General features: G+C 70.9%; 17 protein-coding genes and 1 riboswitch. Of the genes, 10 read left to right on the top strand and 7 right to left on the bottom strand.

Annotated elements, in window-relative coordinates; genetic code table 11:
- Nucleotides 1-42 precede the first annotated feature (42 nt).
- The 3 genes from ACZ5DS_RS01945 to ACZ5DS_RS01935 all read left to right on the top strand — a co-directional run bounded on the left by ACZ5DS_RS01945 (nucleotide 43) and on the right by ACZ5DS_RS01935 (nucleotide 3,422).
- Entirely contained in the window at nucleotides 43-1,539 is a 1,497-nt protein-coding gene (locus tag ACZ5DS_RS01945) for a hypothetical protein (RefSeq protein ID WP_468232988.1), read from the top strand.
- A 128-nt stretch (nucleotides 1,540-1,667) separates the two neighbouring features.
- Entirely contained in the window at nucleotides 1,668-3,020 is a 1,353-nt protein-coding gene (locus ACZ5DS_RS01940; protein ID WP_468232986.1) for a class II 3-deoxy-7-phosphoheptulonate synthase, read from the top strand.
- A 150-nt stretch (nucleotides 3,021-3,170) separates the two neighbouring features.
- The gene (locus tag ACZ5DS_RS01935) at nucleotides 3,171-3,422 is read left to right on the top strand and encodes a (2Fe-2S)-binding protein (protein ID WP_468232984.1); all 252 of its coding nucleotides are present in this window, start codon (nucleotides 3,171-3,173) and stop codon (nucleotides 3,420-3,422) included.
- An 11-nt stretch (nucleotides 3,423-3,433) separates the two neighbouring features.
- On the opposite strand, the gene bfr is transcribed toward ACZ5DS_RS01935, so the two are convergent.
- The gene (gene bfr, locus ACZ5DS_RS01930) at nucleotides 3,434-3,913 is read right to left on the bottom strand and encodes a bacterioferritin (RefSeq protein WP_468232982.1); all 480 of its coding nucleotides are present in this window, start codon (nucleotides 3,911-3,913) and stop codon (nucleotides 3,434-3,436) included.
- Between the two features lie 176 nt (nucleotides 3,914-4,089).
- Between bfr and ACZ5DS_RS01925 the strand changes: the two genes are divergently transcribed.
- Complete coding sequence (locus ACZ5DS_RS01925; RefSeq protein WP_468232980.1) at nucleotides 4,090-4,722, top strand: sulfite oxidase-like oxidoreductase; 633 nt, start codon at nucleotides 4,090-4,092, stop codon at nucleotides 4,720-4,722.
- Between the two features lie 18 nt (nucleotides 4,723-4,740).
- Here ACZ5DS_RS01925 and ACZ5DS_RS01920 read toward each other — a convergent pair whose 3' ends face one another.
- From ACZ5DS_RS01920 to thiO, 6 genes are all read right to left on the bottom strand, one after another.
- On the bottom strand, nucleotides 4,741-5,286 hold the full coding sequence (locus tag ACZ5DS_RS01920; RefSeq protein ID WP_468232978.1) for a DUF4396 domain-containing protein: 546 nt from the start codon (nucleotides 5,284-5,286) through the stop codon (nucleotides 4,741-4,743).
- Between the two features lie 75 nt (nucleotides 5,287-5,361).
- On the bottom strand, nucleotides 5,362-6,267 hold the full coding sequence (locus ACZ5DS_RS01915; RefSeq protein ID WP_468232976.1) for a deoxyribonuclease IV: 906 nt from the start codon (nucleotides 6,265-6,267) through the stop codon (nucleotides 5,362-5,364).
- A 34-nt stretch (nucleotides 6,268-6,301) separates the two neighbouring features.
- Complete coding sequence (pknB, locus tag ACZ5DS_RS01910) at nucleotides 6,302-8,263, bottom strand: Stk1 family PASTA domain-containing Ser/Thr kinase (protein WP_468232975.1); 1,962 nt, start codon at nucleotides 8,261-8,263, stop codon at nucleotides 6,302-6,304.
- 93 nt (nucleotides 8,264-8,356) lie between these two features.
- Nucleotides 8,357-9,151, bottom strand: coding sequence for a thiazole synthase (locus ACZ5DS_RS01905; RefSeq protein ID WP_468232973.1), 795 nt, complete (start codon nucleotides 9,149-9,151; stop codon nucleotides 8,357-8,359).
- A 3-nt stretch (nucleotides 9,152-9,154) separates the two neighbouring features.
- The gene (thiS, locus tag ACZ5DS_RS01900) at nucleotides 9,155-9,355 is read right to left on the bottom strand and encodes a sulfur carrier protein ThiS (protein WP_468232971.1); all 201 of its coding nucleotides are present in this window, start codon (nucleotides 9,353-9,355) and stop codon (nucleotides 9,155-9,157) included.
- The gene (gene thiO, locus ACZ5DS_RS01895) at nucleotides 9,352-10,512 is read right to left on the bottom strand and encodes a glycine oxidase ThiO (RefSeq protein ID WP_468232969.1); all 1,161 of its coding nucleotides are present in this window, start codon (nucleotides 10,510-10,512) and stop codon (nucleotides 9,352-9,354) included. Before thiO ends, thiS begins: the two co-directional genes overlap by 4 nt.
- Nucleotides 10,510-10,621, bottom strand: a riboswitch (TPP riboswitch). (Overlaps the previous gene by 3 nt.)
- Before the next feature lie 53 nt (nucleotides 10,622-10,674).
- Here thiO and ACZ5DS_RS01890 point away from each other — a divergent pair.
- The 6 genes from ACZ5DS_RS01890 to ACZ5DS_RS01865 all read left to right on the top strand — a co-directional run bounded on the left by ACZ5DS_RS01890 (nucleotide 10,675) and on the right by ACZ5DS_RS01865 (nucleotide 15,478).
- Nucleotides 10,675-11,025, top strand: coding sequence for an avidin-fold protein (locus ACZ5DS_RS01890; RefSeq protein ID WP_468232967.1), 351 nt, complete (start codon nucleotides 10,675-10,677; stop codon nucleotides 11,023-11,025).
- Nucleotides 11,026-11,057: 32 nt separating this feature from the next.
- Nucleotides 11,058-12,290, top strand: a complete 1,233-nt coding sequence (locus ACZ5DS_RS01885) for an NAD(P)/FAD-dependent oxidoreductase (protein ID WP_468232966.1) — start codon at nucleotides 11,058-11,060, stop codon at nucleotides 12,288-12,290.
- A 65-nt stretch (nucleotides 12,291-12,355) separates the two neighbouring features.
- Nucleotides 12,356-12,721 (top strand): Rv2175c family DNA-binding protein, encoded by a 366-nt coding sequence (locus ACZ5DS_RS01880; protein ID WP_468232964.1) that lies wholly within the window; start codon nucleotides 12,356-12,358, stop codon nucleotides 12,719-12,721.
- A gap of 87 nt (nucleotides 12,722-12,808) precedes the next feature.
- Entirely contained in the window at nucleotides 12,809-13,456 is a 648-nt protein-coding gene (thiE, locus tag ACZ5DS_RS01875; RefSeq protein WP_468232962.1) for a thiamine phosphate synthase, read from the top strand.
- Nucleotides 13,457-13,565: 109 nt separating this feature from the next.
- The gene (metF, locus tag ACZ5DS_RS01870; RefSeq protein ID WP_468232960.1) at nucleotides 13,566-14,489 is read left to right on the top strand and encodes a methylenetetrahydrofolate reductase [NAD(P)H]; all 924 of its coding nucleotides are present in this window, start codon (nucleotides 13,566-13,568) and stop codon (nucleotides 14,487-14,489) included.
- 56 nt (nucleotides 14,490-14,545) lie between these two features.
- Nucleotides 14,546-15,478, top strand: coding sequence for an SCO2102 family sporulation regulator (locus ACZ5DS_RS01865; RefSeq protein ID WP_468232958.1), 933 nt, complete (start codon nucleotides 14,546-14,548; stop codon nucleotides 15,476-15,478).
- Nucleotides 15,479-15,491: the final 13 nt, after the last annotated feature.

Below are 15,491 nucleotides of genomic sequence, written 5' to 3'. Positions count from 1 at the left end.
CTTTGGCATGTCCAATCCACTCCATGTTCATGGAAGGTTTGCGTGGTTTCCATACGCAGATTCAGACCGCTGGCCGTGATCGCCGCCGCGGCCGCCCTGTTCACCGGCCTGACGGGACAGCCCGCTACGGCCGTCGACGGGCCCACCGTGACGCAGCTGACGCTCGGTGCCGACCAGTTCAAGATGACCGACACCAGCTATGCCTCGGCGACCAACAACCTCTACACCAACTACCTGACGAGCCACGCGACTCTCCCCGACGTCGTCACCACCAACTACACGACGGACTCGTCCGGTGCGACCGACAGCTGGATGAACCTGCGCTCGATGCGCTCGTGCACCGGTGACGAGACCAAGGCGCTGCCGCCGGTGACCACCTCGACCGCCTGGTGCTGGTCCTCGGCGCACGCCGACGACACCACCGCGCACTGGTACCCGCAGGGTCTGAGCACCACCGGCACCGCCGACGGAGGCGACGGCGCCATCCAGGGCGCCCATGTCGCGGCTGTCTCCTGGCACTACAACACCCTCAGCGGTGAGACCTCCAGCGGCTGCAAGACGGACAACCTGCTCAAGCTCACCTTCATCGACCGGGACACCGGCAAGTACCGCCACGTCCTGCTCGCCGAGCCGACCAGCACCTCGTCCACGGCCTCGAACTTCAAGTACGTCACCGGTCACGGCGGCGGCATCGTCTGGTACGCGAACTACATCTACGTGACCGACACCGCCCACGGCATCCGGGTCTTCGACATCAACAAGCTCGCCAAGGTCGACGACTACGGCTCCGGCGTCAGCACCTACGGCATCAACGGCGGCCGCTCCAGCGCGTGCGGCTACCCGTACGTGCTGCCCGAGGTGCACTACTACCAGCAGTCGGGCACGCCCTCCGCGTGCGACTCCGACGCGAACAACGGGGCCCTCGACCCGGACCACCTCTGCTACTCCTGGCTGTCCCTGGACAAGACCGGCGGAAGCCCGTACAAGCTGGTCACGGGCGAGTGGTACGGCGGCGTCGACGGTGGTCGCGTGGTGCGCTACCAGCTCAACCCGACGAGCGCCACGTCGTACCCCGGGCTGCTGAACATGTCCGGCGGCAAGACGGTCATCGAGGACGCCTACGCCGCCTCCCGCTACCGGGGGCTGCAGGGCGGCATGACCTGGACCGACGGCTCGGGCGTGCTGAACTTCGCCTTCCACAAGGGCTGCGGCACGCAGCCCGGCGTGTACTCGCACACCTGGGTGGGCGACACCCGCGCCGGCACGACCTGCGCGGCCGGCGGCAACTGGGCGGCGGGTCCGCCGCAGGCCCTGAGCCACTGGCCCAAGCTGGGCACCACCCAGGTGGACGAGCTGTGGGGCCTGACGGAGGGCATCTGCCCGAGCACCTCGCTGAAGACGCAGTACCCGGCCGACTACAAGGACGCCACCGACACGCGTGACGTCTGCTACGCCCACAACAGCGACACCACCACCATGTCGCTGCGTGCGGTCTTCGCCGTCGGTTTCACCGACTCGGCGGTCCAGAACCTGCACTGACGTACGGCACGGCGGGGTTCGGATCCAGACGGACCGGACCCCGCTCCGGCTTCCCGGCTCGTCCACGAGCCGTCTCACTTGATGAGCGGATGAAGGGACCCGCGACACGACCCCGTAATGTTGATGGGGTGACCGTGAACGCTAAGACCAGCGCGAGCGCTGGCAACACCTGGCGAAACCTGCCCGCGGCGCAGCAGCCCGAGTACCCCGACCCCGAGGCTCTGCGCGCAGTGATCGCGGACCTCGAGTCGTATCCGCCGCTCGTCTTCGCGGGCGAGTGCGACCAGCTGCGCGCCCGGATGGCGGCCGTCGCCAAGGGAGAGGCGTTCCTTCTCCAGGGCGGCGACTGCGCCGAGGCCTTCGACGCGGTGTCCGCCGACCACATCCGCAACAAGCTCAAGACGCTGCTCCAGATGGGAGCCGTCCTGACCTACGCCGCCTCGGTGCCGGTGGTGAAGGTCGGCCGGATCGCCGGCCAGTACTCCAAGCCGCGCTCCAAGCCCACCGAGACCCGCGACGGCGTGACCCTGCCGACCTACCGCGGCGACTCCGTCAACGGCTTCGACTTCACCGAGGTCGCCCGCGTCCCGGACCCCGAGCGCCTGAAGCGGATGTACAACGCCTCCGCCTCGACGCTCAACCTGGTGCGCGCCTTCACCACCGGCGGCTACGCCGACCTGCGCCAGGTGCACGCCTGGAACCAGGACTTCGTGAAGTCGTCCCCGTCCGGGCAGCGCTACGAGCAGCTGGCGCGCGAGATCGACAACGCGCTGAACTTCATGCGGGCCTGCGGCGCGGAGCCGGAGGAGTTCAAGACGGTCGAGTTCTTCTCCTCGCACGAGGCGCTGCTGCTCGACTACGAGTCCGCCCTGACCAGGGTCGACTCGCGCACCGGCAAGCTGTACGACGTCTCCGCGCACATGGTGTGGATCGGTGAGCGCACCCGGCAGCTGGACGGCGCGCACATCGAGTTCGCCTCGCAGATCCGCAACCCGATCGGGATCAAGCTCGGCCCGACGACGACGGCCGAGGAGGCGCTGACCTACATCGACCGTCTCGACCCCGAGCGGGAGCCGGGCCGGCTGACCTTCATCGTGCGGATGGGCGCGGACAAGATCCGGGACCGGCTTCCGGAGCTGGTGGAGAAGGTCACGGCGTCCGGGGCGACGGTGGCCTGGGTGACCGACCCGATGCACGGCAACACCTTCGAGGCGGCCTCCGGGCACAAGACCCGCCGCTTCGACGACGTGCTCGACGAGGTCAAGGGCTTCTTCGAGGTGCACAAGGGCCTGGGCACCCACCCGGGCGGCATCCACGTGGAGCTCACCGGCGACGACGTCACCGAGTGCGTGGGCGGCGGCGACGAGATCTTCGTCGACGACCTGCACCAGCGCTACGAGACGGCCTGCGACCCGCGCCTGAACCGCAGCCAGTCCCTCGACCTGGCGTTCCTCGTCGCGGAGATGTACAGGGACCAGTGACGGGTTCGCCTGTTACGCAGAGATGAAGTGGGGCGCGGATCACATACGATCCGCGCCCCACCCCACTTTTGCGGTTCCGGCGCGCCGGGTAAGGTTAGGTTAGCCTCACCGATCAAGCGGGACGGCAATACCTATCAATCCCGTCGGGAGGTGAACGGCGTGTACGTGTGCAGCTGCTTCGGCATCACCGAGGCCCAGGTCAAGCAGCACGCGGAGGGCGGTGCCTGCACCCCCCGCCAGATCGCCTCCGCCTGCAAGGCGGGCACCGACTGCGGTTCGTGCGTACGGCGTATCCAGGCGATCCTCGGCCGTGGCGCGTGCCCGCGCCGTGAGCTGGCCGACCAGGGCCGGCCGGTACTGGCGGAGCTGTCCGCTCCCACGGGCCTGGACGAGGCTGCCTAGCCCTCCGGCTGCTAGCTCTCGGGCTGCTCGATGATCTGCGCGATGTAGAGGGCCTCGCCGAGCTTCTCCACCAGTTCGAGTTGGGTGTCGAGGTAGTCGATGTGGTGCTCCTCGTCGGCCAGGATGTCCTCGAAGATGTTCGCGGACGTGATGTCGCCCTTCTCGCGCATCACCTTGATGCCCCGCCTGAGCCGGTCGATCGCCTCCACCTCGATCTGCCGGTCCGCCTCGAACATCTCCTTGACGGTCTGTCCCACCCGCACATGGAACAGCCGCTGGTAGTTGGGCAGCCCTTCCAGGAACAGGATGCGGTCGGTGAGCACCTCGGCGTGCTTCATCTCGTCGAACGACTCGTGCCGCGTGTACTTGGCGAGCTTCGTCCAGCCGAAGTTCTCCTGCATCTTCGCGTGCAGGAAGTACTGGTTGATCGCGGTCAGCTCGCCGGTGAGCTGCTCGTTGAGGAACTCGATGACCTCGGGGTCGCCCTGCATGGCAGCGGCTCCTTCCGCACGAAAGGACAGGTGGGGTACGCGGCCGCATGATTGCACCGGCGAGGAAGATCGTCCAGTAAGTGAGTACTTAGTAAGTACACGCTGACTTGATAGCAGTTGTCCGATTTGCGGGACGGTGGTCAAGGGCACTGCCCGAGGTCTGTCAGGATGGAGACATGGGTCATCCGGTGGAGCGCGAATCTGGGGCAGGGGCAGGGTCCGAGCTTCCGCCGGGGCAGCGCCTCCAGCGTGGCTGGCCGGTCACGCACTACGGGCCGGTGCCGAAGTTCCGGCCCGAACGCTGGGAGTTCCGGGTCTTCGGTGCCACCGCCGACGGTGACAAGCACACCTGGAACCACGAGGAGTTCACGGCCCTGCCGTACACCACCGTAGTGGCCGATCTGCACTGCGTGACGAAGTTCAGCATGGTCGGCGCGGAGTGGGGCGGCATCCCGGCCCGCGCGATCCTGGACCTGGCCCCGCCGGCGCCGGACGTCACCCATGTGATGGTCTGGGCGGAGTACGGATTCAGCTCGAACCTGCGTCTGTCGGACTTCGCCTCCGACCGCACGATCTTCGCCACCCACAAGGACGGCGAACTCCTCACCGCCGAGCACGGCTTCCCCGTCCGCCTGATCGTCCCGCACCTGTACGCCTGGAAGGGTCCCAAGTGGGTGCGCGGCGTGGAGTACATGACCGCCGACCGCCGCGGCTTCTGGGAGGAGCGCGGCTACCACAACATCGGCGACCCCTGGAAGGAGCAGCGCTACTCCTACCAGGAGGAGCTCGGGGACGGCCCCGAGCTCTGACCTCTCCCGGCGTGCCGGTCAGTGGTGGTACTGGTGCACCACCGCGTGCCCCTTGCCCCGCCCGATCGTCCACTTGTTGACCGGCGTGGTCACCACGAAGGCGATCACGAGCGAGATCACCAGCGAGATCCAGAACAGCGCATCGCCGAGCGTCGCGTCCATCGCGGACGGCCAGACCAGGATCACGCCGTTGTCGATCAGCTCCATCACGGCGATCGACAGCGTGTCCGCCGCCAGCGCCACCCGGAAGGCCGTGCGGAAGTCGACGCCGGCGCGCAGGACACCGCGCAGGGTGAGCGAGTAGCCGAAGACGAAGGCCAGGACGATCGCCAGCACCATGGTCGGCAGGTTGCCCCAGCCGAACGCCGTACCGATGACCATGCCCAGCACCTCACCGATGGCGCAGCCGGTGAGGCAGTGCAGAGTCGCCTGGGCGGCCATGGGCCAGGTGGCGGCGGGTGCGTGGTGGTGGGCGTGCCCGTGCGCTTCGTGCCGGGCCGCGTGTGCCGCGTGTGCCCCGTGTTCCAAGTGATCCTTGTGCTCTGCGTGTGCCTCGTGCTGCATGACTGCCCCCATGTCAGGTAACGGTTCCTGCGCCCAGCAAGAACCGTATACCCCCCAGGGGTATTCCCCAAGGGGTTAGCCGTCGCGCAGTTTCTTCAGCCGCTCCACATCCGCCGCGTGCCCCTCCTTGCCGCCGGGCGTCTCGATGATCAGCGGTACGCCCTGGGTCGCGGGGTGGGTCATGAGCGCCCGGAACGGGTCCTCGCCGATGTGGCCGGCGCCGATGTTCTCGTGCCGGTCCTTGTGCGCGCCGACCACGTCTTTCGAGTCGTTGGCGTGGATCAGCTTCAGGCGGCCCTCGCCGACGGTGTCCACCAGCAGGTCGAGGGTCTGGTGCATGCCGCTCGGGCCGGTCAGGTCGTGCCCGGCGGCGAAGATGTGGCAGGTGTCCAGGCACACGCCCAGCTTCGGATGCGCGTCCAGCGCCTCGAAGTACGGTCCGAAGTCCCAGGTGCGCGAGCACAGCGAGGCACCCTGCCCGGCGGTCGACTCCAGCAGGAGGTACGGATCGTCGTCGTGGGTCAGCTCGTCCAGCAGCGGCAGCAGGTGCGCGCGGACCTGCCGCAGTGCCACGGCGCGCTCCCGCCCGCCCGTCGCGCTGCCCGTGTGGACGACGACACCCAGAGCGCCGATCTCCCGCCCGCGCCGCAGCGAGTGCCGCAGCGACTCCACCGACTTCTCCACGGTCGCCTCGGTGTGCGAACCGAAGTTGATCAGGTAGGGGGCGTGCACATACGCCGGGATCGACTCCTCGGCGCACGCCTGACGGAACGCCTCGTCCTGCCGGGGGTTCCCGGCAGGCGTGGCCCAGCCGCGCGGATTGGCGACGAAGACCTGGACGGTCTCGGCCTTCAGGTCACGGGCGTACGTCAGGCCTACGGAGTGCAGGCCGCCGGCCACCGGGACATGACCGCCGACGGGGTTGCGGGACGGACCGGCTCCGGGGCCGGCGGAGAGGGGGCGGGACTGCTCGATGCTCACCCGTTCAGGGTGTCACGCGGCGCGCCGCCTCCCGTCACCGGATGGTGATGGTGATCGTCGACCCCTTGGGCGCGGTCTCGCCGCCGTCCACCGACTGCTCCTTCACGGTGTCGCCGAAGAGCCCGAGCAGCCCCCGGTCCTCCTCGACCTTGAAGCCGGCGTCCTCCAGCGCCTTCTTCGCGTCGTCCACGCTGTCCCCGACCACGTCCGGCACCTCGACCATCTCCGGGCCCTTGGACAGCGTCAGCGTCACGGTGTCGCCCTCGCCGGCCTGGCTGTTGCCCGCCGGGGACTGCCGGGCCACCTTGCCCTTGTCGTACTCGGAGTTGACCTGCTCCGAGGAGATGGTCACCTTCAGACCGGCGTCCTCCAGCTCCTGCTTGGCGTCGTCCAGGTCGTCCCCGGTGACGTCCGGCACGTCGATCGGGCTGCCCTTGCTGACCACGAGCGCGATCGCCGAGCCCGCGTGCCGCCTGGTGCCGGACGCCGGGTCGGTGCTGATCACCGAGCCCTTGTCCACACTGTCACTGAACGCCCGGTTGACCATCCCCGGCTCCAGACCGGCCGCCTTCAGCCGGGCCTGCGCCTTGCCCAGCGGCACGCCCTCCAGATCGGGCACCTTCACGATCTCGGGGCCGCGGGAGATGACGAGCGTCACGGAGTCGTTGCTGCGGATCCGGGACCCGCCCGCCGGGTCGGTGCTGATGACCGTGCCCCGCCGCACCGTGTCGCTGTACTCCTCCCTGACCTGCTTGACGTCGAGCCCGGCCGCCTTCAGCCGCGCCTTCGCCTGCTCCTCGGTCTTGGCCAGCAGCTGCGGGACCTTGGTGAACTGCCCGGAGTTGATGTACCAGACGCCGGCGCCGACACCGAAGACCACCAGGACGGCCGCGACGAGGGTGATGAGCCCGCGCCGGGGCCGCGTCCGCCGCCGCCGGGGCGGCAGGTCCCGGCTCTCCAGCCGGCTGGTGTGCTGCACCGCCGGAGCCTCGTCGTCCTCGTTGACCGGCAGCGGCCGGGATGGGGGTCCCCCCGCGCGAGCGGAGCCGAGCGTGGGGGAGGTCAGCGAGCGCGGTATCACGCTCGTACGATCCCCTGCGTTGTCGTGCTCCGCGGACAGCGCCTGGGGCGGCAGGGCGTCCAGCTGCTCGGCGGTGAGCGCGGCACGCGCCCGCAGCACCTCGCCGAGCAGCGCCGCCGCGTCCTGCGGCCGGATGCCGGGGGTGCGCGCGGTGGCCGAGGCGACCAGCTCGTCCAGCTCGTACGGCAGCCCCGGCACCAGCGCCGAGGGCGGCGGCACGTCCTCGTGGATGTGCTTGTAGAGCACCTGCGCGGGGGAGTCCCCGGCGTGCGGCTTGCCGCCGGTCAGCATCTCGTAGAGGACGACACCGCACGCGTACACGTCGACGCGCGGGTCGGCGGTGCCCTGCTCGATCTGCTCGGGCGCGAGGTACGACACCGTCCCGAGCACGGCACCCGTCGTACTGGTCACGGTGTCCACGGACCGCACGAGCCCGAAGTCGGCGACCTTGACCCGCCCGTCGTCGCCTATCAGCACGTTCTCGGGCTTCATGTCCCGGTGCACGAAACCGGCCCGGTGCGCGGCGCCGAGCGCGGCCAGCACCGGCTCCAGGATGTCCAGCGCGGCCCGCGGCTGCAGCGCGCCCCGCTCGCGCAGCACGTCCCGCAGGGTGCACCCGGCGACGTACTCCATCGCCAGGTACACGTACGACCCGTCGGTGCCCTGGTCGAAGACCTGCACCACGTTGGGGTGGGCGAGCCGGGCGACCGACTTGGCCTCCCGGATGAACCGGTCCACGAACGAACCGTCGGCCGCCAGCGTCGGGTGCATCACCTTGAGCGCGAGAACGCGGTCCAGGCGGGTGTCCAGGGCCCGGTAGACCGTGGCCATCCCGCCGACCGCGATCCGTGCGTCGACGCGATACCGTCCGTCGAGCACCTGCCCGACCAGGGGGTCCTGAAGGGTCGTATCCACGCAGGCGAGTGTACGAGGGGTGACCGACAGTCCCGCCCGTCGGGCCGTCCCGGGGACGGAATGCAGCAGAGCTGTGACCCTGGTGGCACGCACCTAGAAGGCAGGGCGTTCCGGGTCCAGGTGGGCGCGGCCCTCCGTCGGGGAGGACGCCTCCGCGAAGTGCCTGCGCGGGATCCGCCCGGCCAGCCGGGCCAGCCGCCCCGCCTCCACCGCGTGCTTCATGGCGGCGGCCATCGTCTCGGGCTCCTGGGCCCGGGTGACGGCCGAGGCGAGCATCACGCCCGCGCACCCCAGCTCCATGGCCAGCGCCACGTCCGACGCCGTACCGGCTCCCGCGTCCATGATCACCGGCACGCGCGCGTGCTCCACGATCAGCTGGAAGTTGTGCGGGTTGCGGATCCCGAGCCCGGAGCCGATCGGCGAGCCCAGCGGCATCACCGCCGCGCAGCCCACGTCCTCCAGCTTCCGCGCGAGCACCGGATCGTCGTTGGTGTACGGCAGCACCGTGAACCCGTCGTCGACCAGCGTCTCCGCCGCCTCCAGCAGCTCCACCGGATCGGGCAGCAGCGTCCGCTCGTCGGCGATGACCTCCAGCTTGATCAGGTCGGTGCCCAGCGCCTCCCGGGCCAGCCGGGCGGTCAGCACCGCCTCGCCGGCGGTGAAACAGCCCGCCGTGTTCGGCAGCACCCGGATGCCCAGCTTCTCCAGCACCGACAGCACCGAGCCGTGCACCTCGGGATTGACCCGCCGCATGGCCACCGTGGTCAGCTCCGTACCGGAGGCGACCAGCGCCCGCTCCAGCACCTCCAGGCTCGGTGCGCCGCCCGTGCCCGTGATCAGCCGGGAGCCGAGGGGCACACCGCCGAGGACGAAGGGATCGTCGGCCATGGGTCATCCTCCTTGGACGGCGGTGAGGACTTCGACACGGTCGCCCTCGGCGAGGGCCGTGGTCGCCCACTGCGCGCGCGGGACGACGGTTTCGTTGAGGGCGGCGGCCACCCCGGAGGGCGCCACGGTGAGCGTCTTCACGAGGGCGTCCAGCGCGGTGCCCGGGGCGACCTGGTGGCGCTCCCCGTTGACGGAGATGTTCATGCGGGCTGCTCCATGGGTACGGCGCCGAAGCGCTTCGGCGTGAACGGACGGGCCTCCTCGGGCAGCTCACCGCCGACCAGCAGCTCCGCCATGACGTCCCCGGTGACGGGCGTGAGCAGCACCCCGTTGCGGTAGTGCCCGGTGGCCAGCAGCAGCCCGTCGAACCCGGAGGGGCCGAGCAGCGGAGCGTTGTCGGGGGAGCCGGGGCGCAGTCCCGCCCGGGTCTCGGTGAGGGGCAGCTCGGTGATCCCCGGCACCAGCTCGTGGGCGTCGCGCAGCAGCTCGTACACGCCGCCCGCGGTCACCGTGGTGTCCCAGCCCAGCTCCTCGCTGGTCGCGCCGACGACCAGCTCGCCGTTCTCCCGCGGCACCAGGTAGACATGGCTGCCGCGCACCACGGCCCGCACGGTCCGGCTCAGGAAGGGCGCGTACCGGCGCGGCACGGTCAGTCGCAGCACCTGCCCCTTCACCGGCCGCACGGGGGGCAGGACGTCGTCCGGGACGCCCGCCAGACGCCCGCTCAGGCTGCCGCCCGCGAGCACGACCTGCCCCGCGCCCAGCCGGGTGCCGTCCGGGGTGGCGACCCCTGTGGCCCTGTCGCCCGCGACCTCGAGCCGCTCGGCCCACGACCGGTGGAACACCACCCCGGCCCGCTCGCACGCGGCCACCAGGGCGGACGCCAGCCGCCTCGGATTGATCTGGTGGTCCCCGTCCACCCGCAGCCCGCCGCGCACCCCGGGCGCGAGCATCGGCTCCAGGCGCCGGCACTCCCGCCCGGACAGCCACTCCGACTCCAGGCCCGAGCGCTGCTGGAGCGCGTGCAGTTCGCGCAGGTGGGCGCGGTCGTCGGCGTCGAGCGCGACGGCGAGCGTGCCGCAGCGCCGGTAGCCGAGGTCGTGGCCGGTCAGCTCGGTCAGCTCGGCCGCGAAGTCCGGGTAGCGGCGGGCGGACTCCAGGTTCAGGGCGAGCAGCGTCTCCTCGCCGTAGTGCAGTTCCGTGACGGCGGCCAGCATCCCCGCCGCGACCTGTGCGGCCCCGCCGCCGGGATCGGGGTCCACCACGGCCGTGGCGAGCCCGCGCTGCGCGGCACGCCAGGCCGTGACCAGGCCGATGATTCCGCCCCCGATGACGAGGACGTCGGACGTACGTGACGACATGGGCGTCCAGCCCCTCCCTTCGCCGGCATGACCCGGATCAGGTTCGTACGGTCGGAGGCCGCCAGCCTCCCTCTCAGCCCGGTGCGTCCGGGCTCCCGCGAGTGCTTGTACGGTGGCCACCCTAGCCCGCGGCGCTCGTCACTCGTAAGGGAGGCCCTGCCCATGGCCCGCTCGCTCGACGGTCTGATCCTGGCCCCCGTGGCGGACCAAGCCCCAGGTCAGGTGGGTACGCGCACCCGGTTCGCGTACCACGAGAGGGGCGGCGAGATCTGGGCCGAGTACGTGGGCGGAGACGTCGTACGCGGTCATCTGGTCGGCACCCGGGACGGCGACCGGCTGGACTTCCGGTACGTGCAGCTGGGGCACGACGGGACCACCTCCGCGGGGCACTGCGTGTCGGCCGTCGTGGAGCTGCCGGACGGGCGGGTGCGGCTGGAGGAGACCTGGGAGTGGGAGTCCCGGCCGGGCGCCGGGACCAGCGTTGTGGAACAGGTCACCGAGCACACCTCCTGACTGACGAATTGTCAGTTGACTATGGTGATCGGGTGAGCGAGCAGACACCACAACAGGGCACGTCACAGGGGCGACGCGTGGTCGTCGCGGGCGCGGGCATGGCCGGGGTGCAGACCGCGGTCGCCCTGCGCGAAGGGGGCTTCACGGGCACCATCACGCTGATCGGCGCCGAGCCCCATCAGCCGTACGACCGGCCGCCGCTGTCCAAGGCCGTGCTGCTCGGCAAGGCCGAGGGCTCCGCCTTCGACGTCGACTTCGAGTCGCTCGGCATCGAACTGCGGCTCGGCTGCGAGGTGCTGGGCGTACGCCCCGGCGACCACGAGCTGGACACCGAGGCCGGGCCCGTCCCGTACGACGTGCTGGTTCTCGCCACCGGCGCCGAACCGATCACGCTGCCGGGCACCGAGGGCGTGCCCGGCGTGCACCTGCTGCGCACCCTGGACGACGCCGAACGGCTGCGGCCCGTGCTCGCCCGGCAGCACGACATCGTGGTCGTCGGCGCCGGCTGGATCGGCGCCGAGTTCGCCACGGCCGCCCGCGAGGCCGGCTGCGCCGTGACCGTCGTCGAGGCCGCCGAACGCCCGCTGGCGGGCGCGCTCCCGCCCGAGGTGGCCGCCCCGATGGCCGCCTGGTACGCCGAGAGCGGAGCCGAGCTGCGCACGCACGCGCGCGTGGAGCGCGTCGAGCCCGGCACGGTGGTGCTCGCCGACGGCACGCGGCTGCCCGCGGACGCCGTCGTCGTCGGCATCGGCGCGCGCCCCGCCACCGCCTGGCTGGCCGGCTCCGGCATCGAGCTGGGCGCGCACGGCGAGGTCGTGGCCGACGCCCACCTGCGCACCTCCGTCGCGGACGTGTACGCGGTCGGGGACTGCGCCTCCTTCCCCTCGGCCCGGTACGGCGCCCGGCTGCTGGTCCACCACTGGGACAACGCCCTGCAGGGCCCGCGCACGGTCGCCGCGAACGTCCTGGGCGAGACCCCCGTGGTCTACGACCCGGTGCCGTACTTCTGGTCCGAGCAGTTCGGCCGGTTCGTCCAGTACGCCGGCCACCACCCCGCGGCCGACCGCATGGTGTGGCGCGGCGACCCGGCGGGCCCGGCCTGGACGGTGTGCTGGCTCCGCGAGAACCGCCTCGTTGCCCTCCTGGCCGTCGGCCGACCGCGTGACCTGGCCCAGGGCCGCCGCCTGATCGAGGCGGGCCGGAGTATGGACCCGGAGGCCCTGGCCGACCCGGCACGGCCCCTGAAGGACGCCACCGTCGGCTAGACGCGTCCTCCCAGGTGGACCGGCCTGGCTTCCGACTGTCAGTGGGGGATGGCAGGCTTGTTCCCGTGACCGAGATTGACGCAAAGATTGAAGCTCTCGTCCCCGCCTGGCTCACCCTCCCCGACATCGCCGAACAGCTCGGCGTCGAGGTGACACGTGTGCGGCAGCTGGTCAAGGAGGGCCAGCTCATCGCCGTACGCCGAGGTGAGAACCGCGCGCTGCACGTCCCCGCCGCCTTCATCGACGGGGACAAGGTCGTCAAGGGCCTGTCCGGGACCCTGACGCTCCTGAGGGACGACGGCTTCACGGTCGAAGAGATGATCGAGTGGCTCTTCACCCCCGACCCGACCCTGCCCGGCACCCCCGCGCAGGCCCTGAGCGAGAATCGCGGCACGGAGGTGAAGCGCCGCGCCCAGGCGCTCGCCGTCTGAACCGACCCGCACCAGGGGTGGCGCAGTGGCCGCGGCCGCTGCGCCACCCCGCCCGCCCATGAACACCGACGACGGGGGGACCCACGCATGTCCGACACCGCCCGCGGCCATCTCGCCGACGCCCGCCTCTACCTCTGCACGGACGCCCGCCGCCGGCAGGGCGACCTCGCCGAGTTCCTGGACGCGGTCCTGGCCGGCGGTGTCGACATCGTCCAGCTGCGCGACAAGGGCATGGAGGCCGCCGAGGAGCTGGAGCACCTGAAGGTCTTCGCCGACGCCTGCGCCCGGCACGGCAAGCTGCTCGCGGTCAACGACCGGGCCGACGTCGCCCACGCCGCCTCCGCCCACGTGCTCCACCTCGGCCAGGGCGACCTCCCGGTCCCCGCGGCCCGCGCGATCCTCGGCGACGACGTGCTGATCGGCCGCTCCACGCACGCCGAGTCCGAGGCCCGAGCGGCCGCGGTCCAGGAGGGCGTGGACTACTTCTGCACCGGCCCCTGCTGGCCCACCCCCACCAAGCCGGGCCGCCACGCCCCCGGCCTCGACCTGGTCCGGTACACGGCCGGCCTGGGCACCGACCGCCCCTGGTTCGCCATCGGCGGCATCGACCTGGGCAACCTGGACCAGGTGCTGGACGCGGGCGCCCGCCGGGTGGTCGTGGTCCGCGCGATCACCGAGGCCGACGACCCCGGAGCGGCCGCGGCGGAGCTCGCCAAGCGGCTGAGGCAGCTGTAGAGGCCCCTCTGTCCGCGTTTTTGTCCAAGGGGTGGACAGGAGTCCGACAATTCGGGCAAATTTCCGGTGCCCGGTTGGGGGACCGTCCACCCCTGGCTAACCTGCGGGTATGGCCCTTGGAACCGCATCCACCAGGACTGATCGCGCACGCACCGTGCGCGAGATCCTCGCCACCGGCAAGACGACGTACTCGTTCGAGTTCTACGCGCCGAAGACCCCCCAGGGCGAGCGGAACCTGTGGAACGCGCTGCGCAGGGTCGAGGCCGTGGCCCCCGACTTCGTCTCCGTCACCTACGGGGCCGGCGGTTCCACGCGCGCGACCACGGTCAAGGAGACCCAGCAGATCGTCGTGGACACGACGCTCACACCGGTCGCCCATCTGACCGCGGTCGACCACTCCATCGCCGAACTGCGCAACATCATCGGCCAGTACGCGGACGCCGGCATCCGCAACATGCTCGCCGTGCGCGGCGACCCGCCCGGCGACCCGATGGGCGACTGGATCCCGCACCCCAAGGGCCTGACGTACGCGGCGGAACTCGTCCGGCTCATCAAGGAGTCGGGCGACTTCTGCGTGGGCGTCGCCGCGTTCCCCGAGATGCACCCGCGGTCCACGGAGTGGGACACGGACGTCCGCCACTTCGTCGACAAGTGCCGTGCGGGCGCCGACTACGCCATCACGCAGATGTTCTTCCAGTCGGAGTCGTATCTGCGTCTGCGCGACCGCGTGGCGGCCGCCGGCTGTGACACCCCGGTCATTCCGGAGGTGTTGCCTGTCACCAGCGTGAAGATGCTGGAACGATTGCCCAAACTCAGCAATGCGCAATTCCCGGACGCCCTGAAAGAGCGGATCCTCACAGCGAAGGACGATCCGGCGGCGGTACGCTCCATCGGTATCGAGTTCGCCACGGAGTTCTGCGCACGGCTGCTGGCCGAGGGAGTGCCCGGTCTGCACTTCATCACGCTCAACAACTCCACGGCGACGCTGGAAATCTACGAGAACCTGGGCCTGCACCACCCCCCGCAGGCCTAGACCGGCCGCACCGCGATACGACACACTGCGTAGCGGTCATTGGGAGAGGGGCGTACATGGGCTGGACGGTCCTCTACATCGCGTTCGGAATCGTCGCACTGTGGCTGCTCGGCGAGGTGCTGCTGCAGTACAAGGCGCGGCTGCGCTGGCGGCTGCTCGCCTTCGTCGGCTTCCTCGGTGTCGTGCTCGGCGTGCTGATGCCGTCCGTCATCGTGATCGGCGTGGGCGCGATCGCCTTCGCGATCGGCCAGACCTACGTCACGCTGTCCTTCCGCCGCGGTTTCGCGGCCGGCTGGGCGGTCAAGCGGCCCGAGGCCGCGACCGAGGGCGGCGGCAGCAAGCGCCGCCGCGGCAGGGCGGAGCGAAACGATCCGACACTCGAGGTCTCCGACCTGGAGGCCGCGGAGGCCGGTGACGACCGGGACGCCGACTACGGCCGCGAGCAGCTCGCCTACGGCGACGACGACTACGACCGCGACGACGTCTTCACTCCTGTCCGGCCGGCCGAGCCCACCGCCGCCGAGACCACCGCCGTCTACGAGCCCCAGCCCCTCCCCGACGACACCGGCTCCTACGGCGTCTACGGCGACACCGCCTACGCGGGCGCCGCCCAGCAGCAGCCGGCGGACCAGAACTACGCCTACGACTACTCGGGCTACGCCCAGCAGGGGTACGGCTACGACACCAGCGGCCAGCAGCAGGGCTACGCCAACTACTCCGACCCCTACATCGGCACCCAGTCCTACGGTGGCGGCACCTCGTACGACCCCGGCTACGGCCAGCAGCAGTACGGCCAGCAGGGCTACGGCCAGGACCCGTACGCCACCGGCGGCTACGGCGAGACCCCGGCCGCCGGGGTCTGGGTCCCGCAGCAGCGCAACGACGAGACCTACGGCGGCGAACTCCCGCAGGAGCAGCCGTACCCGTACCAGGGCCAGGGGCAGCAGCCGCAGCCGGGCGCCGGGTACGACGAGCAGTACCGCTTCTGAGGCCCGGCTCTGC

The organism is Streptomyces sp. NPDC031100 (assembly GCF_055570785.1).
This window is presented reverse-complemented; position numbering and strand designations above follow the sequence as displayed.

Excerpts from the sequence above, each read along its gene's own strand:
- ACZ5DS_RS01905 (WP_468232973.1), bottom strand. The coding sequence starts at position 9,151 with ATGGCCGACGATCCCTTCGTCCTCGGCGGTGTGCCCCTCGGCTCCCGG.
- ACZ5DS_RS01890 (WP_468232967.1), top strand. The coding sequence starts at position 10,675 with ATGGCCCGCTCGCTCGACGGTCTGATCCTGGCCCCCGTGGCGGACCAA.
- thiE (WP_468232962.1), top strand. The coding sequence starts at position 12,809 with ATGTCCGACACCGCCCGCGGCCATCTCGCCGACGCCCGCCTCTACCTC.
- ACZ5DS_RS01865 (WP_468232958.1), top strand. The coding sequence starts at position 14,546 with ATGGGCTGGACGGTCCTCTACATCGCGTTCGGAATCGTCGCACTGTGG.
- ACZ5DS_RS01925 (WP_468232980.1), top strand. The coding sequence starts at position 4,090 with ATGGGTCATCCGGTGGAGCGCGAATCTGGGGCAGGGGCAGGGTCCGAG.
- thiO (WP_468232969.1), bottom strand. The coding sequence starts at position 10,512 with ATGTCGTCACGTACGTCCGACGTCCTCGTCATCGGGGGCGGAATCATC.
- bfr (WP_468232982.1), bottom strand. The coding sequence starts at position 3,913 with ATGCAGGGCGACCCCGAGGTCATCGAGTTCCTCAACGAGCAGCTCACC.
- thiS (WP_468232971.1), bottom strand. The coding sequence starts at position 9,355 with ATGAACATCTCCGTCAACGGGGAGCGCCACCAGGTCGCCCCGGGCACC.
- metF (WP_468232960.1), top strand. The coding sequence starts at position 13,566 with ATGGCCCTTGGAACCGCATCCACCAGGACTGATCGCGCACGCACCGTG.
- ACZ5DS_RS01920 (WP_468232978.1), bottom strand. The coding sequence starts at position 5,286 with ATGCAGCACGAGGCACACGCAGAGCACAAGGATCACTTGGAACACGGG.